The organism is Natroniella sp. ANB-PHB2, from assembly GCF_046097105.1.
GTDB lineage: Bacteria > Bacillota > Halanaerobiia > Halobacteroidales > Halobacteroidaceae > Natroniella.
In genome coordinates this window covers 571,340-597,720 of the sequence record NZ_CP175562.1, presented here as the reverse complement: position 1 = coordinate 597,720, position 26,381 = coordinate 571,340, and the positions used below count along the sequence as shown (strand labels likewise).

Genomic DNA, 26,381 nt, shown 5'->3' with positions numbered 1-26,381 from the left:
ATTCATTCTTAAGATACTTCAACTTCAAAAACCTAATTTAAATTTGTGCCTTTTCTAAATGATTGATTACCTATTCATTTAAAATTTTAATATGTGTCCCTTTCATTCCTAATGACCTTGATTTAATTACTCCTTCACTCTCAAACTTTCTTAAAGCATTAACAATTACTGAACAAGTAATCCAATCCTATCAGCAATCTTGCTTGCTATTAGTAACCCTTCTTGCCCTTCCAACTCTATCAATATATTATAAATAGCTTCTAACTCAGAATAAGATAAAGTTTCTATCGCAATTTGAGCAGCTGTTCTTTCACGAACTTTCTCTTCTCTTTTTTTTTTCTTCAACTGCAAAATCTTCATTCCTACTACTGCTGCCCCATATTCAGCTAATACTAAATCATCCTCTTCAAACTTATGATCAAATCTAGCCATAATTAAAGTACCTAGCCTCTCCCCACCACCATTAATAGGAATAACTGTAATTAATTTTCCTTTAAACACACAAATCTCATCCTTAAAGATACAATTATTACTTTTTGCCCATTTATTATAATCAGCAGGAAACTCTCTTTGCTCAATAACTTCTTGGTGCATTAATTCACATTCGAATTTAGAAAGTAAATTATATCCTAAAATTTTCTCTATATTATCGATTATATATACATTAGCTCTTATGACCTTTTGCAAAACATTTGCTATTTCATTAAAATCAATTACTCGATTAGCATAATATTATAACGATTTATTTATTTGTCGCATCTTTCCCAATAACTTTTTCATTTTTCTCTCCTTAAAATTTAAATTTATATTCCTACTTAATATTAACATTTAAGCCCCCTAAAAATCAACCCCTTTAATATAAATTTTTACTCAGATTGATTACAGAAGCTGATGCTTAATTTTACATTTTTAACCACTTATTGACTGATAACAAAAGAATAAAGCAGAACATTTTCATTTAAAAATGTCTGCTTTATCTTCTAATTGCTTTATCTGTTTAAAGTTTGATATCTATAATTACTAACTGCACTACCACCGAAGTTAAGGGCCAATCTCAACTCTGCTCCCTCTACTTGATGGCCAGTTGGATTTCCTAGTAGATATCGAGTAACTAATACTGTAATTGTTAATTATCTTTATCTCTCTACAACAGTCGCAGCGCCTTGGCCACCACCGATACATAAAGTAGCTAATCCATATTGAGACTCTTGTTTCTTCATCTCATGCAATAAAGTAACAAAGATTCTTGCTCCACTAGCACCAATTGGATGTCCTAAAGAGATTGAACCACCATTAACATTTACCTTATCAGTATCCAATCCTAAATCTTTAACTACCGCCAATGATTGAGATGCAAAAGCTTCATTAGCTTCAATTAAATCTAAATCTTCTACCTTCAAATCAGCCTTCTCTAATGCTTTTTGAGAAGAAGGAACTGGCCCTGTCCCCATAATCTTAGGGTCTACTCCTGCTGAAGCATAAGATTTGATCGTAGCTAATGGTTCAACTCCTAACTTTTCTGCCTTTTCTTTAGACATAATAACTAATGCAGCAGCTCCATCATTAATTCCTGAAGCATTTCCTGCCGTTACTGTTCCATTCTTTTTAAATGCTGGACGTAATTTACCTAATCCTTCTGCTGTAACCCCTGCTTTTGGATATTCATCCTTAGCAAAAGTGATTGGCTCTCCTCTACGTTGTGGTATCTCTATTGGTACAATTTCATCTTGGAATCTATCTTCAGCTTGAGCTTTCTCTGCTCGTTGCTGACTAATTGCTGCAAATTCATCTTGCTCTTCTCGAGTAAGATCATATTCTTCTACAATGTTTTCAGCTGTAATTCCCATATGATAATCATTGAATGCACACCATAATCCATCTTGAATCATTACATCAACTAGCTTACCATGACCCATTCTCTCTCCCCAACGAGCTTTCTTCTGAACATAAGGAGCTTGGCTCATATTTTCCATTCCACCAACAACAAAAACATCTCCGTCTCCTGCTCTAATAGCTTGAGCAGCTAAATTAACTGTCTTCAAACCAGAACCACAGACTTTATTGATTGTTACTGCTGGAACCTCAACTGGCAATCCTGCTTTAATTGATGCTTGACGAGCTGGATTCTGACCTAATCCTGCTTGCAATACATTACCAAAAAGTACTTCATTTACTTCTTCTGCATCTACATTAGCTCTCTTTAATGCTTCCTCAATCACTGATGCTCCTAGATCAACAGCATCCACATTCTTTAATGTCCCACCAAAACTACCAATAGCTGTTCTAACTGCACTTGCAACTACAACTTCCTTCATTATTATTCCCCCTTGTTTTATACTTATTTATTTATAATTATAAAAGCCTTGTCCTGTCTTACGTCCTAACTGCTTTGCCCGTACCTTTTTCCGTAATAAAGGTGCAGGTCGATACTTACTATCCTTAAATTCATCATATAATGTCTCCATAATTGCTAAACAGACATCTAAACCAATCAAATCCCCTAAAGCTAGAGGCCCTAACGGATGGTTAGCCCCTAATTTCATAGCTTGGTCAATATCCTCTGCACTAGCAACCCCTTCAGTCAATAAGAAAGCTGCTTCATTAACCATTGGTATCAAGATTCGATTGACTATAAAACCGGGTGCTTCTTCAACTTTTACTACTTCTTTATCAACTTGAGCAATAAACTCTTCAGCTCTGTCAAAACTCTCTTGTGAAGTCGTCATTCCCTTAATCAATTCTACCAATTTCATTACTGGCACTGGATTGAAAAAGTGAATTCCTAATACTTTCTCTGGACGTGTAGTAGCTGTAGCTAATTGTGTAATACTCAATGCAGAAGTATTAGTTGCTAATATTGTTTCTTCTTTACAAATTTGATCTAACTTTTGAAAGACATCTTGTTTTATCTCTAAATTCTCAACAATTGCTTCAATCACTAAATCAACATCTGCTAATTCTTCAATATTAGTAGTTAAATTAATATTATCTAATACATTCTCTTTTTCTTCACTATCAATAAGACCTTTTTTTGTTGCTTTATCTAAATTCTTTTTAATCTTAGTTAATCCTTTCTCTAGATAATCTTCCTTGAGGTCTCTTATAATAACTTCAAAACCAGCTTGAGCACTTATTTGAGCAATTCCACTTCCCATAGTACCTGCTCCTATTACAGCTATCTTATCCATATTAGCCCCCCAGTTTTAAAAATTTGAGCTATGGGGTTATTAAACAATGAATTTATAGTTCACAGCTGATAACCCATAGCTCATAATTGATAACTTAATTATCCAAGAACTAATCCACCATCAACACTTAAGATTTCACCATTAACATAAGAAGCTTCATCAGAAGCAAGATATAGGTAAGCATTAGCGATATCTTCTGGTTTTCCTAATTTCTTTAATGGTGTCTTCTTCTCCATAGCACCTAATACTTTATCTGGTACTTCATCAGTCATTGGAGTTTGAATAAAACCAGGTGCAACAGCATTAACTCTAATACCTTTCGGAGCTAACTCCTTAGCCCAAGTCTTAGTCATTCCGATTACTCCAAACTTAGTAGCAGCATAATTAGTCTGTCCAACATTACCATAAAGTCCTACTACAGAAGAAGCATTCAAAATTACTCCAGAATTTTGCTTCATCATTACCTTAGCTGCAGGCTTAGTACAGTTAAAGACACCTTTTAAGTTAATATCTATAACTCTATCCCAAGCTTCTTCACTCGTCTTAATTAAGAATCCATCAGCAGTTATTCCTGCATTATTAACAAGAACATCTAACTTTCCAAACTCTTCAACTGTCTGGTCAATCATCTCTTTAGTAGCTTCAACATCAGAGACATCCACTTCTATAAAGATAGCTTCTCCACCAGCTTCAGTAATCTGCTTGGCAGTATCTTCACCAGCTTCAGCATCATAATCTGCCACAACTACCTTAGCTCCTTCTCGAGCAAAAGTAAGTGCAGTCTCCTCTCCAATTCCTTTTGCAGCTCCAGTAACAATTGCAACTTTTCCTTCTAATCTCATAATTGTCCCCTCCATTATTATATTAGTCTTACTTTTCTTATAATAACCAACTTCTCACCTTTAAATAACCTGTTTTCATTATTTACTTTTTGCTCTTAGTTAGTTATTACGCAATTCCCATAGTAGCAAGTAATACACCAACTAATCCAGCAAGAACTGGAATTGCTAATGATACTACAAAAATATCTTTATAAGAATCTTCATGAGTTAATCCACAAACAATCAACAAAGTAATTACTGCTCCATTATGAGGTAAAACATCTAATCCTCCAGATGCTAAAGCAATTGTTCTATGAAGCATCTCAGGATTTCCACCCATCGCTAAAAACGATTCAGATAATGCCTCTAACGCAATACTCATTCCACCAGAAGCTGAACCTGTTGCTCCAGCTAGTGTATTAGTTGAAACTACTCCATAAAGATAAGGGTTTCCAAAAGTAAATCGAGTCAGCCCTTCTACCATAGTATCAAAACCTGGTACTGCCTGTACAACTGAACCAAACCCTACTGCAAGTCCTGTATTCATAATTGCAGTCAATGAGCCAGTAGCACCAGTATTAAGTGTCTCTTTAAGCTGGGCCACAGTTTCCAACTTATCCCATAATAGAACAATAGCTAGAACGACTCCCCAGAATAAAGCTGCATTAATATCCATTCCAAATAGATTTAATAAGAGTACAACACTGACTAGAGGTATGATTGACAAGCCAAAGCTTGGCAGTTCATCGGCAGAAACATCCTCATACTCTTCAGCGTCTCCTACATCAAAAAATTCACCATTTTCTTTAGCTTTTCTTGCTTCACGATTTAGATACATAACTCCACCAACTGACATAATTACAGCACCTACTAAACCAATAATTGGAGCTGCCATTGCATCAGTACCAAAGAACTCAGTCGGAATAATATTCTGAATCTGAGGAGTACCAGGAATTGCTGTCATTGTAAAGGTAAATGCACCTAAGGCAATAGAACCTGGAATTAATCGCCTTGGTAGGTCAGCTTCCTTAAAGATTCCCATTGCTAGCGGATACATCGTAAATACCACAACAAATAAGCTGATACCACCATAAGTCAAGACACCACATGCTGCAACAACTGCTAAAATAGCTTTATCCGAACCAATCTTATCAATTACCCAATTACCTACTGCTGAAGCAGCTCCTGTATCTTCCATCACCTTACCGAAGACTGCTCCTAACATGAACATTGGGAAGAAAGCCTTAACATAACCTACTGCTCCTCCCATAAAGGTCTCTAAAAATGCTTCCAATAGTGGCAATCCACCAGTTCCAGCAACAACTAAAGAGAATATAGGTGCAGCAACTATAATACTTAGGCCTTTCATACAAGCATACATCAACCCTGCTAATCCAATTATAATTCCAATTAAAGATAAATCCATTAGTTAATCCCCCTCAATTTTATTGGTTGTATGATCTAGTGCAAAATTTAATTGATAGTTAATCCCATTAGTTCATCTTTAAAGATATCTGAATTCATCTCTTTTAAATCATCTGCTATCTCAGGTTGAAAATCCATTTGGCCTAAAATATCCTCTTCGAGATCAACTCCAGGAGCAATCTCTGTTAATACTACCTTCTCATCTGCTAACTCAAAGACAGCTCGTTCTGTAATATAAAGTACCTCTTGGTCAGCTTCAGTAGCATACTCACCACTGAAAGAGATCTGTTCAACCTCTTCTAAGAATTTCTTAATTTTCCCTTCAGAGATTATATTCAACTTACTATTCTTTACCTCTACTTCTAATCCACCAGCTGTAAAAGCACCACAATAAACTACCTTTTCTGCATTTTGAGTAATATTGACAAAACCGCCTACACCAGCTATCTTAGGGCCAAACTTACTGACATTTACATTTCCAGTCTGATCAGCTTGAGCAAGTCCTAAAAATGCAACATCAAGGCCACCACCATCATAAAAATCAAACTGATATGGCTGATCAACTATAGCTTCTGGATTGGTAGCAGCTCCAAAACTCAATCCTCCAGCAGGAATTCCACCAATTGGCCCAGACTCTACTGTTAGGTTCATTTCCTCACTGACACCTTCTTCAGAAGCAACAGATGCAATTCCCTCCGGCACTCCAATACCTAAATTCACGATAGCATTAGGCACCAACTCCATTGCTGCTCTTCTGGCGATTATCTTCCTTTCATTTAACGCTAAAGGTTTGAGTGATTCAAGTGGTACCTTTACCTCACCTGTATATGCAGGGTTATAATCTTCAGCGAAAGACTGCATATGATTTTCATCATTTTCTGTAACAACTACAGCATCAACTAATATTCCTGGTACTTTAACTAATTTAGGATCTAAACTTCCATTTTTAACAGTCCGTTCCACCTGCACAATAACCTTACCACCAGAGTTTTTAGTAGCCTGAGCAATCGATAAAGCTGCCAAAGGAACTGCTTCTTTTTCCATACTAATATTACCCTTTTCATCAGCACTTGTCCCTCTTAAAATTGCTACATCTACTGAAAAAGGTTTATACCTCAACCACTCTTCTCCATCAATCTCCATTAATTCTACCAAATCTTCTGTTGTAACATCATTCAGCTTTCCACCTTGTACTCTCGGGTCTGCTAATGTCTTCAAACCAACATGAGTAATAGTACCTGGCTTTCCAGCTGCAATATCTCTAAATAAATGAGTGATAACCCCTTGTGGGAAATTGTATCCTTCTATCTTGTTTTCATTAGCTAATTTCCCTAACCCAGGAGCTAACCCCCAGTGTCCACCAATTACTCTCTTAATCAAGCCCTCATGGCTCAAATGATTTAATCCTCTATCTTTTCCATCTCCTTGGCCCGCTGCATAAACTAAGGTTAAATTTTTAGGCGCTTGAGTTTCAACAAATCTTTCACCCAAAGCAGAAGTAACTTCTTCTGCGTGACCAAATCCTACAAATCCTCCTGTAACGACAGTCATATCATCTTTAATATAATTTAATGCTTCATCAACTTCAGTAACTTTACTCTTTTTAGCCATCTTTTTGTAGCCTCCTTATTAAATTCAAAAGTATTTTTTCTAACTATAAAAATTTTTAACTCAAGAATTTTATAATCAGACTAGTTTATTAATTATAATCTTATGTTACTTCTGGCTACTCGGCTACTTTTAATTGTAATAAACCATGACTGAATCTATAACCACTAAAAGTTTAATGCAATTTAGATGCCAAAGATCTGAATCCTCTAAAAAAAATATCTAATTCCCATCAAATCAAGGTTTTATTATTTAAAAAGATTTAATTTCAAGACAAATCTGAATTTCATAACAATAATTAATTTTATTTCGATGAGTTTTGTAGAATAAAATATACAGTTTTTGATTTCAAAAAACTTAATAAGCTATAAAACAGTAAAAATCAACCCTATTAAGACTAAACAGACTTATGCTTGATGTATATTTTATTACACACTAGGTGGTTATTGTATGTTTTTATATACAGTTTAACTTCTGTGCTTTTTATTTTATAATTTTTCATTCCCAGCCAATACTTCAGCCATTTCTACAACTTGACTGCCTAATCGATCTAATTCCTTAATCTCTTCATTAATCTTATTAACAGCTCCAACCTGCCGACTACTAATTTGATCTATTTGCTTAGCTACCCGATCTAAACTCCCTATAATTGTAGCAATTTGCATTAATATTTCTTCAATATTAGTAGTAGCTTCTGAGGTATTAGTGGCTAACTTCTGTATCTCTTGTGCAATAACTGCAAACCCTTTCCCTTCTATTCCAACTTTGTTAGCTTTTATACTGGCATTCATCCCGATTAATTTGATCTGCTTGGCAATATCCTTAATAATATTAATAATTTCATCTGTATTATCAACTCGCTCTTTAGCAATATCAGCTATATCGGTCAAATTATTACTATTGTCAACTACATCTTTAGTTTCAACCGCAATCTGCTCTACTTGTTGATTAACTACTCCTGTAAAATTTAATAATTCATTAGCTATATTCAACAATTCCTCCTTCTTGTCAACAGATTGGTTAAATGTAATACCACCTATTATTTCTCCACTTTCATTAAGAATTGGATTAGCAATTGAAATATATGGTATTCCAAAATTTGTTGCATCCTCTTCTATTACCAAACGTTTGCCACTTGTTATAGCTCTAGTAATCGTCCAATTTGGCTGGATTTTATCCCCCTCTTCAACTCCAAAATCAAGCTCACTACTAGGATAGGTAGCTAACATTTTTTCTGTGTTAGAAATATAAATAGAGATATCCTTTACAAAAAATCGATTTAATAACGGGCCAACAGTCAATAGTGCATTCAATTCTTTTGCAATATCTGCCAATAGTCCCCCTCCTATAACCTTGATAAAAGATTATAACTCTACACTTTATATTATTACATATAAAGCCCTAAACTTCAATTATAAAATGAAATTTTTACTAATAAATTAAAGTATCCGACTTTGATTTGAATTCAAATCAAAGTCGGATATTAATGTTAAGCTTCTAATATTAAAGATTACTCAAAATTGATTGTTATATTACGCAATTCCCATAGTAGCAAGTAATACACCAACTAATCCAGCAAGAACTGGAATTGCTAATGCTACTACAAAGATATCTTTATAAGAATCTTCATGACTTAATCCACAAACAATCAACAAAGTAATTACTGCTCCATTATGAGGTAAAACATCTAATCCTCCAGATGCTAAAGCAATTGTTCTATGAAGCATCTCAGGATTTCCACCCATCGCTAAAAACGATTCAGATAATGCCTCTAACGCAATACTCATTCCACCAGAAGCTGAACCTGTTGCTCCAGCTAGTGTATTAGTTGAAATTACTCCATATAGATACGGGTTACCAAATGTTACTTGAGTCAACCCTTCTACTAACGTATCGAATCCAGGTACTGCACGTACAACTGAACCAAAACCTACCGCAAGTCCTGTATTCATAATTGCAGTCAATGAACCAGTAGCACCTGTATTAAGTGTCTCTTTAAGCTGAGCCACAGTCTCTAACTTATTCCACAATAGAACAATAGCTAGAACGACTCCCCAAAATAAAGCTGCATTAATGTTCATTCCAAATAGATTTAATAAGAGAACAACACTGACTAGTGGTATGATTGACAAGCCAAAGCTTGGCAGTTCATCAGCAGAAACATCCTCATACTCTTCAGCATCTCCTACATCAAAAGATTCACCATTTTCCTTAGCTTTTCTTGCTTCACGATTTAGATACATAACTCCACCAACTGACATGATTACAGCACCTACTATACCAATAATTGGAGCTGCCATTGCATCAGTGCCAAAGAACTCAGTCGGAATAATATTCTGAATCTGAGGAGTACCAGGGATTGCTGTCATTGTAAAGGTAAATGCACCTAAGGCAATACAACCTGGAATTAATCTCCTTGGTAGATCAGCTTCCTTAAAGATTCCCATTGCTAGTGGATACATCGTAAATACCACAACAAATAAGCTAATACCACCATAAGTCAAGACACCACACGCTGCAACAACTGCTAAAATAGCTTTATCAGAACCAATCTTATCGATTACCCAACTACCTACTGCTGAAGCAGCTCCTGTATCTTCCATCACCTTCCCGAAGATTGCTCCTAGCATGAACATTGGGAAGAAAGCCTTAACATAACCTACTGCTCCTCCCATAAAGGTCTCTAAAAATGCTTCCAATAGTGGCAGTCCACCAGTTCCAGCAACAACTAAAGAGAATATAGGTGCAGCAACTATAATACTTAGACCCTTCATACAAGCATACATCAACCCTGCTAATCCGATTATAATTCCAATTAAAGATAAATCCATTAGTTAACCCTCCTCAATTTTATTGGTTATATGACCCAGTAAATATTTACTTAATCGTCAATCCCATTAGATCATCTTTAAAGATATCTGAATCCATCTCTTTTAAATCATCTGCTATTTCCGGCTTAAAATCCATTTGACCTAAAATATCCTCTTCGAGATCAACTCCAGGAGCAATCTCTGTTAATACCATCTTCTCATCTGCTAACTCAAAGACAGCTCGTTCTGTAATATAAAGTACCTCTTGATCAGCTTCAGTAGCATACTCACCACTGAAAGAGATCTGTTCAACCTCTTCTAAGAATTTCTTGATTTTCCCTTCAGAGATTATATTCAACTTATTATCCTTTACCTCCACTTCTAATCCACCAGCTGTAAAAGCACCACAATAAACTACCTTTTCTGCATTTTGAGTTATATTGACAAAACCACCTACACCAGCTATCTTAGGGCCAAACTTACTGACATTTACATTTCCAGTCTGATCAGCTTGAGCAAGTCCTAAAAACGCAACATCAAGGCCACCACCATCATAAAAATCAAACTGATATGGCTGATCAACTATAGCTTCTGGATTGGTAGCAGCTCCAAAGCTCAATCCTCCAGCAGGAATTCCACCAATTGGCCCAGACTCTACTGTTAAATTCATTTCTTCACTGACACCTTCTTCAGAAGCAACAGATGCAATTCCCTCCGGCACTCCAATACCTAAATTCACGATAGCATTAGGCACCAACTCCATTGCTGATCTTCTAGCGATTATCTTTCTTTCATTTAACGCTAGAGGCTTAAGTGATTCAAGTGGCACCTTTACCTCACCTGTATATGCAGGGTTATAATCTTCAGCGAAAGACTGCATATGATTTTCATCATTTTCTGTAACAACTACAGCATCAACTAATATTCCTGGCACTTTAACTAATTTAGGATCTAAACTTCCATTTTTAACAGTCCGTTCTACCTGAACAATAACCTTACCACCAGAGTTTTTAGTAGCCTGAGCAATCGATAAAGCTGCCAAAGGAACTGCTTCTTTTTCCATACTAACATTACCCTTTTCATCAGCACTTGTCCCTCTTAAAATTGCTACATCTACTGAAAAAGGTTTATACCTCAACCACTCTTCTCCATCAATCTCCATTAATTCTACCAAATCTTCTGTTGTAACATCATTCAGCTTTCCACCTTGTACTCTCGGATCTGCTAATGTCTTCAGACCAACATGAGTAATAGTACCTGGCTTTCCAGCTGCAATATCTCTAAATAAATGAGTGATAACCCCTTGTGGGAAATTGTATCCTTCTATCTTGTTTTCATTAGCTAATTTCCCTAACCCAGGAGCTAACCCCCAGTGTCCACCAATCACTCTCTTAATCAAGCCCTCATGGCTCAAGTGATTTAATCCTCTATCTTTTCCATCTCCTTGGCCCGCTGCATAAACTAAGGTTAAATTTTTAGGCGCTTGAGTTTCAACAAATCTTTCACCCAAAGCAGAAGTAACTTCTTCTGCGTGACCAAATCCTACAAACCCTCCTGTAACGACAGTCATATCATCTTTAATATAATTTAGTGCTTCACTTACCCCAACAACCTTACTTGTTTTAGCCATACTATTATAACAACCCCCTTCTTAAAGATTGTAAAATATTAGACTTTAAACCTATACAACTTAATGGCATTTGAGTAGATTAATAACTTGTTAACTTATAATCTCCTCCCTTAACATTTTATAACAAACTTAATTAAGTTTACCTTCATCAATTATATAATGCAAGTTAAATGCCAAAGTTTAATTCAAAGTATCAAAACCCTGCTAAATCAACGCTTCAGCCCTAAAAAATCTTTTGGTTTCAAGACAAATCATAATCTTCTGAAAACAAATTAATCATTATTAGACTTAGTTGTATGTTATAACATACAGTTCATTCAATTTTAAATTTTCAGAAAAATCAAAATTGAATGAACTGGTTGACAAGAGTGGGTTAGGCAAGGATATAACTTAATGTATAGTTTATTATACAGTGTCTATCGTTGTATAATAAACTATACAGTGTTTGTTACAGATCTTCTTTAGCTTTTATTTTTGAACGTTAGACGTCTTACTAACATTATGAAAAAATATATAAATCTATTATATAGAGATAACATTTATAATACTAAAACCTTCACATACTTAAAGAAGATGAAGTTCATCTTCGGTTTTAAATTTCAAAATTTTACTACATTTAAACCAAAACCCCTTACTACTCTATACCGTTAGCCCCATTAGTTCATCCTTGAAGATAGCTAAATCCATCTCTTTTAAATTATCTGCTATTTCCGGCTTGAATTCCATTTGAGCAATTACATCTTCTTCAAGATTAATCCCTGGTGCTATTTCCTTAAGAACAACTTTCTCTTCTGCCAACTCAAAGACAGCTCTCTCGGTAATATAAATTACTTCTTGATCAGCTTCGGTAGCATACTCACCACTGAAAGAGATCTGTTCAACCTCTTCTAAGAATTTCTTGATTTTCCCTTCAGAGATTATGTTTAGCTTGTTATCTTTTATTTCAACTTCTAATCCACCAGCTGTAAACGTACCACAATAAACTACCTTTTCTGCATTTTGAGTAATATTGACAAAACCGCCTACACCAGCTATCTTAGGGCCAAACTTACTGACATTTACATTTCCAGTCTGATCAGCTTGAGCAAGTCCTAAAAATGCAACATCAAGGCCACCACCATCATAAAAATCAAACTGATATGGCTGATCAACTATAGCTTCTGGATTAGTAGCAGCTCCAAAACTCAATCCCCCAGCAGGAATTCCACCAATTGGCCCAGACTCTACTGTTAAATTCATTTCATCACTGACACCTTCTTCAGAAGCAACAGATGCAACTCCCTCCGGCACCCCAATACCTAAATTCACTATAGCATTAGGAACCAACTCCATTGCTGCTCTTCTAGCTATAACCTTCCTTTCATTCAACGCTAAAGACTTTAGTGATCCAAGTGGAACTTGAACTTCACCAGTATAGGATGGATTATAATCTTCAAGTGCAGATTGTATATGATTTTTAGGATCTTTTCTAACAACGACAGCATCAACCAATATCCCCGGAATTTGAACCAACTTAGGGTCTAGACTTCCATTTTTAACAACACGTTCTACCTGAACAATAACCTTACCACCAGAATTCTTAGCAGCTTGAGCAATCGATAAAGCTGCCAAAGTAACTGCTTCTTTTTCCACACTGATATTACCCTTTTCATCAGCACTTGTCCCTCTTAAAATTGCTACATCTACTGAAAAAGGTTTATACCTCAACCACTCTTCTCCATCAATCTCCATTAATTCTACTAAATCTTCTGTTGTAACATCATTCAGCTTTCCACCTTGCACTCGCGGATCTGCTAACGTCTTCAGACCAACATGAGTAATAGCACCTGGCTTTCCAGCTGCAATATCTCTAAACAAATGAGTAATAACTCCTTGTGGAAAGTTATATCCTTCAACCTTGTTTTCATTAGCTAATTTACCTAATTTAGGAGCTAGTCCCCAATGCCCTCCAATTACACGCTTAAGCAACCCTTCATGAGCCAAGTGGTTTAAACCTCTATCTTTTCCATCACCTTGCCCTGCTGCATACGCCAAAGTTAAATTTTTAGGCGACTTAGTTTCAACAAATCTTTCACCTAAGGCAGATGTAACTTCTTCAGCATGGCCAAATTCTATAAATCCTCCTGTAACTATAGTCATATTATCCTCAATAAAATCCAGTGCTTTATCTACTTCAACAACTTTACTCTTACTAGACATATTATCTAGCTCCCTTCTTTAATTATTAGAACATCACCTTCTTGATCTGATAAATCAACAACTTATAGTTTTATAATTTTATTATTTTGCTAATAAACTCATCCACACCAAATATATTACAACTTCAGCATAAAACTTTCATCTCATTAAAAACAAATTATATTTAATAACCTTATTTGAGATATTTAAACAGTTATTTAATATACCATTCTATACTTTACATAACCTTCCTATTTCATTACTTAAATAGAATTTTTAATCAAAACAGGGTAGAAAATTTAATTTTCTACCCTGTTTAATTTCAAATATTTAATTTAATTCTTTAATAGCATCAGCTAATAATGGAAGAATTTCATGTAAATCCCCAACAATTCCATAATCACAAACATCAAAAATTGGCGCTTCAGCATCTGTATTGATTGCAATTACATAGTCAGATCCTTGCATACCTGCTCTATGCTGAATAGCTCCTGAAATTCCACAAGCAATATATACTTTCGGGCCAACTGTCTTACCAGTTTGTCCTACCTGGTGTTCCTTACCAATCCAGCCCTCATCTACTACTGCACGAGAAGCTCCTACTTCTGCTCCTAACTCTTCTGCTAAACCTTCTACTACTTCAAACCCTTCTGGTTCTCCTACACCTCTACCACCTGCTACAATAATCTCTGCACTTTCTAAATCAACACTAGCTTTTGCTTCTTTTACTATCTCTTTAATCTTAGTTAAAATATCAGCATCATGCAAGTGTGATCCTATATTAACAATTTTATTCTTAACTTCTGTATCAATTTCATCGCCTAAATCTGCTTCTAATACAGTTACTTCACCAGCTCTATCATAATCTGGCTCCTCTTTTACCATTACTCCCGGTCTTACTGTAGACATTTGAGGTCTATGATCTGGACAAATAATAGTAGCCATTAAGTTACCACCAAAAGCTGGACGAGTCTGTAATAAAATACCTTTTTCATCATCAATAGCCAACTGAGTACAATCTGCAGTTAAACCAGTATTTACTCTTGAAGATATACGAGGCCCTAAATCACGTCCATTGTGTGTCGCTCCTAACAATACAATCTCTGGTTTATACTCTTCAATCAACTCTTCAATTACGTGAGTATAAGCATTTGTTCTATAATCTTTTAATTCTTCATCTTCTACTATATAAACATGGTCTGCTCCATAAGCTATTAGCTCTTTTGCTTCATCTTTTACATCAGACCCTAATAATACAGCCGATAAAGATACATCTAAATCATCAGCTAGCTTTCTACCTTCACTAACTAACTCTAAAGATACATCTAACAACTCATTTGCTCTCTGTTCTGCTAGCACCCAAACCCCACTATATTCTGAAAGGTCCATTGCTGGCTTATTATCTGAACCACCTTCAATTTCAATTACATCTACTGGACAAGCATCTACACAAATTCCACATAAAGTACATTTATCTTGATCAACAACTGCAATGTCATCTTCCATAACTAATGCATCAAAAGGACACTTTTCTACACATACACCACAGCCTATACATTCTTCAGCTATAATTTTTAACATTATCTTTACCTCCCTCAATAATCAAATCAACTTTTATTTAAACCAATTTTTCCCCTTTTAGTTTTCCTATTAAAGATGCAACTTTCTCTTCTGACGTTCCCTCTAAGATTTCTCCTTTAGCTTCATAAGTTGGTACAAACGTATCATATACCTTTGTTGGAGAACCATCTAGTCCTAATTTAGATTCATCTACATCCAGATCATCTGCTGTTAATACTTTAACTTCTTGATTACGATATGCATCTACTATTCCACCCATTTTCGCATACCTTGGCTCATTTAATCCATCTAATACAGTTAATAACACTGGTAATTCAGTCTCTACTATACTATAGCCATCTTCTAACTTTCTTTTAGCTTCAACTTCTTTTCCATCTAAATCAAACTTTGTTACATAGCTCACCTGTGGAATACTAAGCTTGTCTGCAATCTGAGGTCCTACCTGTGCTGTATCTCCATCAATAGCTTGACGCCCACAGAAAATAACATCATATTCCCCTAACTTTTCAATTGCTTTAGATAAAACATAAGAAGTTGCTAATGTATCAGAACCTGCAAATGCTCTATCACTAACTAACACTGCTTCATCTGCCCCCATAGCTAAAGCTTCATTTAAAGCAACTTTCGCCTGAGGAGGTCCCATTGTAACTACCGTTACCGTTCCTCCTTCTTTTTCCTTAAGACGAACCGCTTCCTCTAAAGCATGTTTATCTTCAGGGTTTATAATACTTGGCACTCCCTCTCTAATCAACGTTCCTTTTTCAGGATCTATCTTAACTTCATTTGTATCAGGTACTTGCTTTATACATGCAATAATATTCATTTTTTTACCTCCTTAATTTTAATATTATTTATGATAATAATGAACCGGCAATAACCATCTTCTGTACTTCTGTTGTTCCTTCATAAATTTCAGTAATCTTAGCATCTCTTAATAATCTTTCTACTGGATATTCACTCATATATCCATAACCACCTAATACTTGAATAGCTTCTCTTGCTACTTCCATCGCTGCATCTGAAGCAAAATATTTTGCCATTGCTGCTTCTTTAGAGTAATCCTTATTTTCATCTTTAGTTTTTGCTGCTTTATACACCAATAACCTAGCAGCTTCCACTTTAGTTGCCATTTCAGCAATCTTCCACTGAATAGCTTGGAACTTACCAATTGGACGACCGAACTGCTCTCTCTCTTTTGCATACTTCACTGCTTCATCAAGCGCTCTTTGAGCAATTCCTAATGCTTGTGCTGCAATTCCAATACGTCCACCATCAAGAGTCTTCATTGCAATCTTAAATCCTTCACCTTCTTTTCCTAACAAGTTTTCCTTAGGAATTTTACAATCTTTAAAGATTAATTCTCTTGTATCTGAAGCATTGATTCCTAACTTATCTTCCTTCTTACCTAATGTAAATCCTTCTCTCTCCATCTCTACAATAAAGGCACTAATTCCTCTAGTTCCCTTACTCTTATCAGTCATTGCAAAGATAATAAAAGTGTCTGCTTCACCTGCATTTGTGATAAAGATCTTTGTTCCATTCAATATATAATACTCTTCTCCATCTTCTTCAACAAGCTCTGCAGTTGTCTGTTGTGCAGAAGCATCTGTTCCTGCATTTGGCTCTGTTAAACCGAAAGCCCCTAACTTCTCACCTTTAGCTAATGGAACTAAATATTTTTCCTTCTGCTCTTCAGTTCCATACTGATAAATTGGATGAGCGCCTAACGATACGTGAGCCGATAAAATTACACCATGTGTAGAACAAGCATAAGAAAACTCTTCTACTGCCATTGCATAACTTAATGTATCTGCTCCTGCTCCTCCATATTCTTTAGGAAATGGTAACCCTAAAATATCAGCCTCAGCCATCTTTTTTACATTCTCTAGCGGAAATTCACAAGTTTCATCAATTTCAGCTGCAATTGGGTCTATCTCTTTTTTAGCAAAATCACGCAAAACTTTTCTAATCATCTTCTGTTCATCTGACAAATTAAATTTCATTACTATACCCCCTTGAATAATTTATCTTTATTATTAGTTGACAAAGGTTTATGCTTTAGGAGGAAGAACTAAAGCTTCACCGTCAACTACAACTTTACCTTCTTGATTCTTACAGATTGTTTTTAATTTTAAGCGATTCTTATCTTCATCCTTTTCGATCACTTCAACCTCAGCAGTAATCGTATCACCAAAATAAACAGGTGCTTTAAAACTTAAATTTTGATTTAAATAAATAGTCCCTGGCCCAGGTAATTTTATTGCTAAAACTGTAGAAATCAACCCTGAAACCAACATTCCATGAGCTATTCTCTTCTTAAAGACTGTCTTTTTGGCATACTCCTCATTAACATGAGCTGGATTTAAATCTCCTGTAACTCCAGCAAAGTTATAGACATCTGATTCAGTAATTGTTTTAGTAAAAGAAGCTTTTTCTCCAATTGATATTTCACCAATACTCTTTCCTATCATCTTTACTCCCCCTTTATCTAATAACTTCAATTAATGTATTATCTACTACCTTATAAGAACACCTCCAAAAGATTAATGTGAAAGGTATAACTTTCACCTATTTAATTATGCAATTCCTGTTCCAAAAACAGATAAATCCTTCGTTTTTTTCTAAACCCCTGCTATAATAGGATTCTGGATTGTTATTTTTTAAACTTATCCCCCAGCTAGCCCCCCTTTTTATTTATTTTGTATGGGTCAATATACACTAGTTCCTTTTCCACCCTTCATAAAACCACACACATACCTTCTGAACCCCTGACGAAGAAAGGATTTATAAGTTAGTGTATGTTTAAATCAACACTATAATGCTATGTATTAAAAAATAGACATATTTAGAATCTAGATATATCTATTTGATAACGATCTATTTTCTGATATAAAGAAGTTCGATGAATACCTAATAGCTCAGCTGCTGCTGTTCGATTACCATCAGTCTGTTTTAGAGCTTGCTTAATTGCTCGTGTTTCAGCTACAGCAACCACCTGTTTCAAATTCCAATTATCACTTTCTTTGGTTGATTTATTGCTAGGCTGAATTACATCTGGTAAATGTTCAGGTAAAATTCTCCTCCCAGAAGAAATATTAATTGCCCGTTCAATAAAGTTATGTAATTCTCTAACATTGCCGGGCCAATCATAGTTGCTCAAACTATTAATCGTTTGTGGAGCCAATTCTTTAGGACCAAGTTGTAACTCTTTAACTAACTCTTTTAAAATAGCATTAGCCAAAATAGGTATATCATCTAATCTATCTCGCAAAGGAGGTATCTGTAATCTAATTACATTCAAGCGATAATACAAATCCTGCCTAAAGTTACCTCTTTTTACTTCTTCTTCTAATTTCTCGTTAGTAGCTGCTATAACCCTAACATCTAAATCAATTCTTGTTGTTCCACCTATTCGTTCAATCTCCCACTCCTGTAATACCCGTAATAATTTAGCCTGCATCTCTGTTGGCATAGTTCCTATTTCATCTAAAAAGATAGTTCCTCCATTAGCAAGCTCAAACTTTCCAGGTTTTCCTTCTTTTTTAGCCCCAGTAAAAGCACCTTTTTCATAACCAAATAGTTCCGCTTCTAATAATGACTCTGGAATAGCAGCACAGTTCACCCTTATAAATGCACCATACTTACGATAACTAGCCTTATGAATCGCATGAGCAAAAAGCTCTTTTCCTGTACCACTTTCACCTTGAACTAAAACTGTTGAACTACTCTCAGCTGCTTTCATAGCTATCTTCTTTAAATATTTCATCTGCTTATTTTGACTAATTATATTATCAAAAGAATACTTAGCCTCTTGCATCCTTTTAATTTCTTTTTTATAATAATTAAATCTATCCTTTAAACTCCCTGTCCTTTGGGCCAATGATTCCAACTCTTTGATATCTTGAAATAAAACCTTCCCTACTGCTCCAATTACTTTGCCATCCTTTTTGATAGGAATCCTACTCGCTATCATATCATGCCCCTGAATTCTTTGCACATGGCCCTGTTCAGCTTCTCCCGTCTTAACTGCTATGTGCATTCTAGTATTTTCAATAATATCTGTAACATGTTCTCCCAAAACTTCCTCTTCCTTCAGCCCCAAAAAATCTTGATATGCTTTATTGAATTTAGTTATATACCCATTTTGATCAACAATAATAATTCCTTCATAAGCACTATCTAAAATTGTCTCTAAAACCTCAAGATCATTTTCCGTCTTTTCTAATTTTCGCCTTGTTTCAGTTATCTCAGTAATATCCTGAAAAATAGCAATTGCTCCTACAATCTCCCCCTCATAAACAATAGGAGTCCGATTAGAGTAAACCTTCCTATCACCCACCCTTAACTGCTGACCTGCCTCCTTAACTCCTGTCTGTAAAACATTTACTAAGCCAGTCTCCGGAATAACCTTCATAACATCTTGACCTAAAGCCTCTTTTTTCTTAATCCCCAATATTCTTTCGCTAGCAGAATTAAAAAATATTATCTCCTGACTACTATCAATCGCAATAATCCCATTATATGCAGAATCAACTATAGCTTCAAACCAATTAGAGAGTTCTTCATTCATTCCATGACTAATTTTTTCTAATTTCATAATCTATCCTCCGATTCTAATATTTTTAAACTTACTAATTAGAAATTTAAAACTAAATTATAAACCCTATGGATATAAGTAATTACTTTAGAGTTGTTAATGCTAGAAAGTAGATCACATTAAGTAATTGTAACATAAATACAAATTAATTTCTAACTATTATTACTTAGGTCTAATTCTCTAAAAGCAATATTTTATTATAATCTGATAGATATACCTAATTCTAAATTTAACATAATTGATATAATGTGTCACTTCGTGACACAGCCGTCAGCTATCAGCCATGAGTCGTCAGCCCAATCAAAACCTATTAAACCCCAACAAGTAAAACCATCTCACCCCAGGAAATATAATGGTTTCTAGATGTTTTAATTTTTATTGATTTTAAATGATCTTAACTGATAGCTGACCCTACGAGTCTAAAAATCAAGACTCTTCGTAACAAAGACCATTTGCTGACCGCTGACAGCTATGTGGCACTTTTGTGCCATAATATTGTAATTAACTTTTACATATCCTTGCTAAAGACTCTTCTTCCTATTTACCTAACTCCTTTAAATCAAGAACATTGTCTACTTTCACTCTCAATTTGTTCCTTAATTGCTCTCAACATACTTTGGCTATTACTAGCAACCTTTTTCTTTAAAAGCGGATTAAGCAAAGATGATAACATCGGAATTCCAAATTCAAAATTAACTGTCAAACTGATTTTGACCCCTTGAGAAGAAGACTCTAATTTCCACTTTCCATTAAACTCCTTAAGATCACCACTCAATTGCTGATAAATTATCTCATATTCCGCATCGTTAAAGATATCCCGTTCCTTCCAACAGATTCTTTTTCCATCAATCTCAGTAACCCAACTAGTAATAGTCTCATTTTCACATTGCTTTACAACATTAATATTAATCACATTAGGCATAAATTCTGGGTATGACTCCATATCCTTAGCTAACTGATAAGCTTGTTCAATATCCCCTTGAATAAATATGCTCTCTTCTACTTGTGGCATAACCTTCTCCTTTCTTTAACTGGCTAACTCAATTACTTTACTTAAAGCTTTATCAAACTTTCTTAATACTGAATCTAGCTGTCTTTTTGTTACAATCAAAGGTGGCTCTAACCGAACTACTCTTTGCTGGTTTAAAGTATAAGCTGCTAAAACCCCTTCTTTAACCAACTCAGAAATCAATACTCCACCATATGATTCATCTTTAAATTCAACTCCAACCATTAACCCTTTCCCTCTTACTTCTTGTATAACACTAGAATACTTTATTGCTAGCTCCTTTAGATTATCTAATAAATAATCCCCTAGTTTTTGAGTAGAGCTGACTAGATTTCTATTCTGTATCTCCTTTAATGTAGCTAAAGCTGCTCTACAAGCTAATTGATTCCCTCCAAAAGTAGATGTATGTAAAAAAGGGTTCTGATTAAAAACCTCCCATAACTCAGCACTAGCAATAACAGCTCCTACCGGCATTACCCCACCACCTAACGCTTTAGCAAGAGTTAAAATATCAGGGGTAACTTCATAATGTTGACAGGCAAACATCTCCCCTGTCCTTCCTAACCCAGTCTGAATTTCATCTAAAATCAATAATGTTTCATACTTATCACATAGCTCTCTTACTTGGGGCAAGTAATCTTCAGGGGGTAGAATAATCCCACCTTCTCCTTGAATCGGTTCAATAATTACTGCTGCTGTCTCATAATCAATCTCCTCTTCTAAACTATTAATATCTCCAAAAGGAACAAATTCAACCTCAGATAATAATGGCTCAAACGGTTTCCTAAAAACTTCCCTTCCAGTAACACTTAATGCTCCATACGATTTTCCATGAAATGAATTTTCAGTAGTAATTATTTTTGATCTTCCAGTTACCAATCTAGCCAACTTCAAAGCACCCTCCACTGCTTCTGTTCCACTATTACAGATAAAAGAATATTTTAAATCTCCAGGAGTAATTCGGGCCAACTCTTCAGCTAACTGGGCTAAGGGTTGATTAAGCAATATTTTAGAAGAAAGTGGCATTAAATCCAACTGCTCCTTAACGGCCTCAACAACCTTGGGTGGTTTATGGCCTAAAATAAAAGTTCCATAACCACCTAAGCAGTCCAGATATTCATCTCCATTTATATCCTTAACAGTTAAAGCTTCTGCTTCCCATTCAACTTTATCTAACCCCATAAACTTAAGTAGTCTAGTCAATCCAGAGTTAACATACTCTTCATAATTACCCCTTGTAGTCTTAGCTAAGTCTTCCATACAATTACCTCCTCTAACATCTAGTATTAACTAGTATGGAATTTATTATCAAAAAATATACCAATTAAGGTTAGACTAAAACTTAATCTAACTGAATGAATAACATCCAAACAAACTAGGTATTATACCTTTAGAAGGAGGTCAATCATGACACAAAAAAAAGTAAGCCAAGTCTTAATCGAACAGTTGAGAAAATTTAAAGTCCAAAACGTCTATAGTTATGCTGGAGATACAATCTTAAAATTATTTGCAGAATTAGAAAGTTCGGAATTAAATTTATATACAACTAAACATGAAGCCACTGCTGGATTTATGGCCTCAGCCGAAGCTAAACTGACAGGAGAACTAGCTGTTTGTGTTTCCCATAGTGGTCCTGGGACAGCAAATATTATCAACGGTATTGCAGATGCTTCTGTTGATAAAACTCCAGTCTTACTTTTAACTGGACAAGTTCCCACCCACAACATAGGTACCAATTATAAACAATATCTAGATCAATTAGAATTAATTAGACCATTGACCGTCTTTTCAGATATAGTAAGTAATCCAGAATCAATTGTAGATTTATTAATTAAAGCAATGTCCTTAGCTATCACCAAAGGAGGGGTAAGCCAATTGGTCCTCCCTATGGATTTATGGGATCAACAAACTAATGCTAAACCTAGAGAATACCCCCCTCACTTAGATCAAAAAGAAAGATCTGAACAAAATACAATCAAACAAGCCAGCCAATTGATTAACCAAGCAAATCAACCGGTTATTCTTTATGGGAGAGGAGCTAGAAATTGTCGGGAAGAATTAATAAAGCTTGCCTCTAAAACTGGAGCAGGTTTGATCAATACTTTACCTGCTACCGGAATTATTGAATATGATATTCCACAATCATTAGGTGGATTGGGGCATGCAGGCAGTCCAGAAGCTGCTCAAATATTACAAAAAGCTGATCTAATAATTACTTTAGGAGCAACTTGGTGGCCAATGGATTATGTTCCTAGGAAACCTAAAGTAATTCAATTCGATCTCTGCAAAGAAAATATTGGAATGAATCATCCTATTAAAGTAGGCGTTGTAGGCGAAATAAAAAAATCACTTCAACTATTACTCAATCAACTCACAAAATTTGAAAACCAAGACTGGGCCAACCAAATAAATGAAGCAAGAACAACTTGGTTTGAAAGGTTAGACACAAAAAGCCATCAAGAAGGATATCCACTTCCACCCCAAGCAGTAATTAGAGTGGTCAGTGAACAAGCTTGTCCAGATGAGATTATCTCTGTCGATTCTGGAGATAATACAATTTGGTTTGGTAAATTTTTTGGTAATCGTTGTCAAGAAGTTCTCTTGTCAGGCACTTGGAGAACAATGGGATTCAGCTTACCGGCCGCTTTAGCAGCTAAAATTAACAGTCCCAATAAGCCAGTAACTTCTATCATTGGTGATGGAGGGATTTCAATGTTTTTAGGTGAAATTCTAACCGCAAATAAATATAACCTTCCTGTCAGAATCATAATTCTAAATAATGGTATGTTAGCAATGGAAAATAACAAGATGGTAACTGCAAAATTATCACCTACTGAAGTAAAACTTAATAATCCTGATTTTGTTAAGTTAGCAAAAGCATGCGGTGTAAAAAGCATTAGAGTAGAAAACCCTCAACAACTCAAAGAAATCTTGTTAGACAATAAAGACCTAGATGAACCATTGCTTATAGATGTTCCAACTGCTACTCCAATTCCAGCTGGAACTAAATTGTAAAATAATTGAGTTGCCATTAGGCAACTCAATTTAAATCTGAAAATAAAAACAATTAAATTCATATAACATCACTTCTAACATAATAAAGAAACCAGTACTAAAATTCTTATAATCTTAAACTAAAAATATTTCTTTTTGATTTATAGTTAATTTTTACTCACTGCTTTTTCTTGTACTAGCTCATATAATTTTGCAATTGAAATCTCTTGATCCATTTTTAAACTTAACTTTTGAGCTGAAAGATAATTTTGAATACTCCATTTGCAAGTTCCTCCTTGCTCTCCTGGAGTACCTAATTGATGCCTTAAAAAATTAAGTTTTCTTATCTCTTCTTCTGTCCAACCACTCCAAAAAGTTAATGGCTTTAATACCATTTCAACTATTATATTTCCATCTATGTCTTCATACATAATCTCACAAACCTTCAACCTTACCATATTACCATCACCTACTTATTATTTAATAATCAATCCTATAAAAATTAAACTCTACTAATTTCTAAAACATTTTTCTTGTTATTTGAATATTAAAACTATTTAGATACTCAATCACCTTAGCTCCTTGACCTTTTTAATAATATATATACATTACACTTGCATTATATCGAATAATGTAAATATAATCAATATAATGCTTTTAACTAACATAACTAATTCGACTTAACTTAACTAATTAATTACTCATACATATAAAAACCCTTCTCCCAAATGAGAGAAGGGTAAAATTAAATCTATTTTTAAAACTAATTAATTTAATTAACCAGCCAAAGTCTGCCAGATTCCAACAACCATAATTGTACCAATAGCAACTGGTACTACATACTTAATTAATACTCCAAATAAATTACCTACACTTAATACACCTTCTGCCTTATTTGCTTCATCAGCAGTATTTCTCGCTCCCCAAACATAACCAGCAAAAATAGCTGTTAATAATCCACCTAATGGCAAAAAGATAGCATTAGCAAACCAATCATAAGTATCTAAAATATCCATTCCTAAAAATTGAAAATCAGATAATGCACTATACCCAAGTAATGGTGGAATCCCTACTAAAAAGATAACAATTCCTACTACTTGAGCAGCCTTCTTACGTTCCCATTCATGTTCATCAACCATATATGCTACAACAACCTCGAGCAAAGAAATAGCTGAAGTTATAGCAGCAATTGTTAGTAATACAAAAAACAAGAACCCAAATAGAGTACCTAGCGGCATTTCAGCAAAGACTGCTGGTAAAGTAATAAAAGTTAAACCTGGTCCAGCATCTGGACTTAATCCTAAAGCAAATACAGCAGGAAAAATAGCAAATCCAGATAAAACTGCAATTAATGTATCAAGCCCAAGTACATACCCAGCACTATCACTGATATTATCATCTTTAGATAAGTAACTGCCATAAGTAATCATAGCACCCATACCAAGACTTAATGTAAAGAATGCCTGAGCAATTGCTTCATTGAGACTATACCAAGTAAGTTGACTAAAATCAGGTGCTAAATAAAATGCTAAACCTTCTCCTGCCCCCTCTAATGATACAGAACGAAAGACCAGTGCTACTAACAAGATAAATAAAATAGGCATTAAAATCTTCACTGCTTTCTGAATTCCTTTTACAACTCCAGCACTAATAATACCAATAGTTATTCCCATAAAAGTAGCATGCCATAAAAGCGGTTCACCAACACTACTAATATGACCTCCAAATAAACCTGCAAAATCCATCTCACTAGTAAATCCATTTGCTGCTTGTACAATATAAGCCATTGACCAACCAGCAATTACTGAATAATAACTTAAAATTACAAACCCTGTAAATACACCCAACGCTCCTACTAACCACCAAGGTGTGTCTGGGGCCAAATTTTTAAAAGCACCAACTGGGTTTTTTTCTGTCTTACGCCCTAAAGACATCTCCGCAACCATTACTGGATAACCTATTAAAATAATAGCGATAAGATAGATCAATAAAAAAGCCGCACCACCATTTTCTCCTGTAACATAAGGAAAACGCCAAATGTTACCTAAACCAACTGCTGAACCAGCAGCTGCCAAAATAAATCCAAGTTTTGATGTCCAATTCTCTCTTTCCTGCAAATCATTATTCATCCTTCTCACTCCTCACTTAAATTAAAATTAATTTTGAACCTACTCATTTCTCACTATTACTCAGCTTCTTTCTAAGTAACAAAAGTATTAGAATAATATATTATAATTAACCTACAAAAAGTAAATTAATATTATCTATTCAAAATAAAATTTTAAGATATCTAGCTCTCCTAACCTTTTAAACCCTAAAGTAATATGATCAATATTGCACTTACACCTAAATGTTAAAGAAGACCTTTAATGCTAGCACATTTATTATATTAGCTAAATTAGCTATCTTTCTAAATTATTTGCTAAATTAATCATATTGCAGTAAAAATGTGACTATTTTCTGCTTTTTGTGTCGGATTATATTATATTTATGATAATTATAAATCTTTATACAGTTAATGTCAAGTTCTTTAACTAATT

Annotated in this window: 19 protein-coding genes and 1 pseudogene; 1 reads left to right on the top strand and 19 read right to left on the bottom strand. The window is 34.8% G+C overall.

Annotated elements, in window-relative coordinates; genetic code table 11:
• Nucleotides 1–70: 70 nt before the first annotated feature.
• The 17 genes and pseudogenes from codY to ACKF5P_RS02955 form a co-directional block, all read right to left on the bottom strand.
• Nucleotides 71–780: pseudogene (gene codY, locus ACKF5P_RS03035) on the bottom strand (GTP-sensing pleiotropic transcriptional regulator CodY).
• Between the two features lie 356 nt (nucleotides 781–1,136).
• On the bottom strand, nucleotides 1,137–2,315 hold the full coding sequence (locus ACKF5P_RS03030; protein WP_408956016.1) for an acetyl-CoA C-acetyltransferase: 1,179 nt from the start codon (nucleotides 2,313–2,315) through the stop codon (nucleotides 1,137–1,139).
• 27 nt (nucleotides 2,316–2,342) lie between these two features.
• The gene (locus ACKF5P_RS03025; RefSeq protein ID WP_408956015.1) at nucleotides 2,343–3,188 is read right to left on the bottom strand and encodes a 3-hydroxyacyl-CoA dehydrogenase family protein; all 846 of its coding nucleotides are present in this window, start codon (nucleotides 3,186–3,188) and stop codon (nucleotides 2,343–2,345) included.
• Nucleotides 3,189–3,286: 98 nt separating this feature from the next.
• Nucleotides 3,287–4,030 carry a 3-oxoacyl-ACP reductase FabG gene (fabG, locus tag ACKF5P_RS03020; protein ID WP_408956014.1) on the bottom strand — a complete coding sequence of 248 codons (744 nt, stop codon included), beginning with the start codon at nucleotides 4,028–4,030 and terminating at the stop codon, nucleotides 3,287–3,289.
• A gap of 106 nt (nucleotides 4,031–4,136) precedes the next feature.
• The gene (locus ACKF5P_RS03015) at nucleotides 4,137–5,435 is read right to left on the bottom strand and encodes a GntP family permease (RefSeq protein WP_408956013.1); all 1,299 of its coding nucleotides are present in this window, start codon (nucleotides 5,433–5,435) and stop codon (nucleotides 4,137–4,139) included.
• 47 nt (nucleotides 5,436–5,482) lie between these two features.
• Entirely contained in the window at nucleotides 5,483–7,045 is a 1,563-nt protein-coding gene (locus ACKF5P_RS03010; RefSeq protein ID WP_408956012.1) for an acyl CoA:acetate/3-ketoacid CoA transferase, read from the bottom strand.
• 485 nt (nucleotides 7,046–7,530) lie between these two features.
• Complete coding sequence (locus tag ACKF5P_RS03005; RefSeq protein ID WP_408956011.1) at nucleotides 7,531–8,376, bottom strand: methyl-accepting chemotaxis protein; 846 nt, start codon at nucleotides 8,374–8,376, stop codon at nucleotides 7,531–7,533.
• A 198-nt stretch (nucleotides 8,377–8,574) separates the two neighbouring features.
• Entirely contained in the window at nucleotides 8,575–9,873 is a 1,299-nt protein-coding gene (locus tag ACKF5P_RS03000; RefSeq protein ID WP_408956010.1) for a GntP family permease, read from the bottom strand.
• 46 nt (nucleotides 9,874–9,919) lie between these two features.
• Complete coding sequence (locus ACKF5P_RS02995; RefSeq protein WP_408956009.1) at nucleotides 9,920–11,482, bottom strand: acyl CoA:acetate/3-ketoacid CoA transferase; 1,563 nt, start codon at nucleotides 11,480–11,482, stop codon at nucleotides 9,920–9,922.
• Nucleotides 11,483–12,121: 639 nt separating this feature from the next.
• Nucleotides 12,122–13,681 carry an acyl CoA:acetate/3-ketoacid CoA transferase gene (locus ACKF5P_RS02990; protein ID WP_408956008.1) on the bottom strand — a complete coding sequence of 520 codons (1,560 nt, stop codon included), beginning with the start codon at nucleotides 13,679–13,681 and terminating at the stop codon, nucleotides 12,122–12,124.
• A 309-nt stretch (nucleotides 13,682–13,990) separates the two neighbouring features.
• Nucleotides 13,991–15,244 (bottom strand): FAD-binding protein, encoded by a 1,254-nt coding sequence (locus tag ACKF5P_RS02985; protein ID WP_408956620.1) that lies wholly within the window; start codon nucleotides 15,242–15,244, stop codon nucleotides 13,991–13,993.
• Nucleotides 15,245–15,278: 34 nt separating this feature from the next.
• Nucleotides 15,279–16,064, bottom strand: coding sequence for an electron transfer flavoprotein subunit beta/FixA family protein (locus tag ACKF5P_RS02980; RefSeq protein ID WP_408956007.1), 786 nt, complete (start codon nucleotides 16,062–16,064; stop codon nucleotides 15,279–15,281).
• A gap of 28 nt (nucleotides 16,065–16,092) precedes the next feature.
• A complete protein-coding gene (locus tag ACKF5P_RS02975; RefSeq protein WP_408956006.1) occupies nucleotides 16,093–17,244 on the bottom strand; it encodes an acyl-CoA dehydrogenase in 1,152 nt (383 codons plus the stop codon).
• Nucleotides 17,245–17,292: 48 nt separating this feature from the next.
• Complete coding sequence (locus ACKF5P_RS02970; protein ID WP_408956005.1) at nucleotides 17,293–17,712, bottom strand: MaoC family dehydratase; 420 nt, start codon at nucleotides 17,710–17,712, stop codon at nucleotides 17,293–17,295.
• A 374-nt stretch (nucleotides 17,713–18,086) separates the two neighbouring features.
• Complete coding sequence (locus ACKF5P_RS02965) at nucleotides 18,087–19,838, bottom strand: sigma 54-interacting transcriptional regulator (protein ID WP_408956004.1); 1,752 nt, start codon at nucleotides 19,836–19,838, stop codon at nucleotides 18,087–18,089.
• Nucleotides 19,839–20,397: 559 nt separating this feature from the next.
• Entirely contained in the window at nucleotides 20,398–20,850 is a 453-nt protein-coding gene (locus tag ACKF5P_RS02960; protein ID WP_408956003.1) for a type II toxin-antitoxin system RatA family toxin, read from the bottom strand.
• 15 nt (nucleotides 20,851–20,865) lie between these two features.
• The gene (locus ACKF5P_RS02955; protein WP_408956002.1) at nucleotides 20,866–22,107 is read right to left on the bottom strand and encodes an aspartate aminotransferase family protein; all 1,242 of its coding nucleotides are present in this window, start codon (nucleotides 22,105–22,107) and stop codon (nucleotides 20,866–20,868) included.
• Between the two features lie 147 nt (nucleotides 22,108–22,254).
• Between ACKF5P_RS02955 and ACKF5P_RS02950 the strand changes: the two genes are divergently transcribed.
• Nucleotides 22,255–23,862, top strand: coding sequence for a thiamine pyrophosphate-binding protein (locus ACKF5P_RS02950; protein WP_408956001.1), 1,608 nt, complete (start codon nucleotides 22,255–22,257; stop codon nucleotides 23,860–23,862).
• Nucleotides 23,863–24,008: 146 nt separating this feature from the next.
• Here the strand turns inward: ACKF5P_RS02950 and ACKF5P_RS02945 are convergent, their stop codons facing one another.
• Together ACKF5P_RS02945 and ACKF5P_RS02940 are read right to left on the bottom strand one after the other, a co-directional pair.
• Complete coding sequence (locus ACKF5P_RS02945; protein WP_408956000.1) at nucleotides 24,009–24,299, bottom strand: hypothetical protein; 291 nt, start codon at nucleotides 24,297–24,299, stop codon at nucleotides 24,009–24,011.
• A 318-nt stretch (nucleotides 24,300–24,617) separates the two neighbouring features.
• Nucleotides 24,618–25,970, bottom strand: coding sequence for a sodium-dependent transporter (locus ACKF5P_RS02940; RefSeq protein WP_408955999.1), 1,353 nt, complete (start codon nucleotides 25,968–25,970; stop codon nucleotides 24,618–24,620).
• Nucleotides 25,971–26,381: the final 411 nt, after the last annotated feature.

What these genes read in the sequence shown, in the direction of transcription:
- ACKF5P_RS03030 (WP_408956016.1), bottom strand. Translation starts at nt 2,315, where the DNA reads ATGAAGGAAGTTGTAGTTGCAAGTGCAGTTAGAACAGCTATTGGTAGT.
- ACKF5P_RS03025 (WP_408956015.1), bottom strand. Translation starts at nt 3,188, where the DNA reads ATGGATAAGATAGCTGTAATAGGAGCAGGTACTATGGGAAGTGGAATT.
- fabG (WP_408956014.1), bottom strand. Translation starts at nt 4,030, where the DNA reads ATGAGATTAGAAGGAAAAGTTGCAATTGTTACTGGAGCTGCAAAAGGA.
- ACKF5P_RS03015 (WP_408956013.1), bottom strand. Translation starts at nt 5,435, where the DNA reads ATGGATTTATCTTTAATTGGAATTATAATTGGATTAGCAGGGTTGATG.
- ACKF5P_RS03010 (WP_408956012.1), bottom strand. Translation starts at nt 7,045, where the DNA reads ATGGCTAAAAAGAGTAAAGTTACTGAAGTTGATGAAGCATTAAATTAT.
- ACKF5P_RS03000 (WP_408956010.1), bottom strand. Translation starts at nt 9,873, where the DNA reads ATGGATTTATCTTTAATTGGAATTATAATCGGATTAGCAGGGTTGATG.
- ACKF5P_RS02995 (WP_408956009.1), bottom strand. Translation starts at nt 11,482, where the DNA reads ATGGCTAAAACAAGTAAGGTTGTTGGGGTAAGTGAAGCACTAAATTAT.
- ACKF5P_RS02990 (WP_408956008.1), bottom strand. Translation starts at nt 13,681, where the DNA reads ATGTCTAGTAAGAGTAAAGTTGTTGAAGTAGATAAAGCACTGGATTTT.
- ACKF5P_RS02980 (WP_408956007.1), bottom strand. Translation starts at nt 16,064, where the DNA reads ATGAATATTATTGCATGTATAAAGCAAGTACCTGATACAAATGAAGTT.
- ACKF5P_RS02975 (WP_408956006.1), bottom strand. Translation starts at nt 17,244, where the DNA reads ATGAAATTTAATTTGTCAGATGAACAGAAGATGATTAGAAAAGTTTTG.
- ACKF5P_RS02970 (WP_408956005.1), bottom strand. Translation starts at nt 17,712, where the DNA reads ATGATAGGAAAGAGTATTGGTGAAATATCAATTGGAGAAAAAGCTTCT.
- ACKF5P_RS02965 (WP_408956004.1), bottom strand. Translation starts at nt 19,838, where the DNA reads ATGAAATTAGAAAAAATTAGTCATGGAATGAATGAAGAACTCTCTAAT.
- ACKF5P_RS02960 (WP_408956003.1), bottom strand. Translation starts at nt 20,850, where the DNA reads ATGCCACAAGTAGAAGAGAGCATATTTATTCAAGGGGATATTGAACAA.
- ACKF5P_RS02955 (WP_408956002.1), bottom strand. Translation starts at nt 22,107, where the DNA reads ATGGAAGACTTAGCTAAGACTACAAGGGGTAATTATGAAGAGTATGTT.
- ACKF5P_RS02950 (WP_408956001.1), top strand. Translation starts at nt 22,255, where the DNA reads ATGACACAAAAAAAAGTAAGCCAAGTCTTAATCGAACAGTTGAGAAAA.
- ACKF5P_RS02945 (WP_408956000.1), bottom strand. Translation starts at nt 24,299, where the DNA reads ATGGTAAGGTTGAAGGTTTGTGAGATTATGTATGAAGACATAGATGGA.
- ACKF5P_RS02940 (WP_408955999.1), bottom strand. Translation starts at nt 25,970, where the DNA reads ATGAATAATGATTTGCAGGAAAGAGAGAATTGGACATCAAAACTTGGA.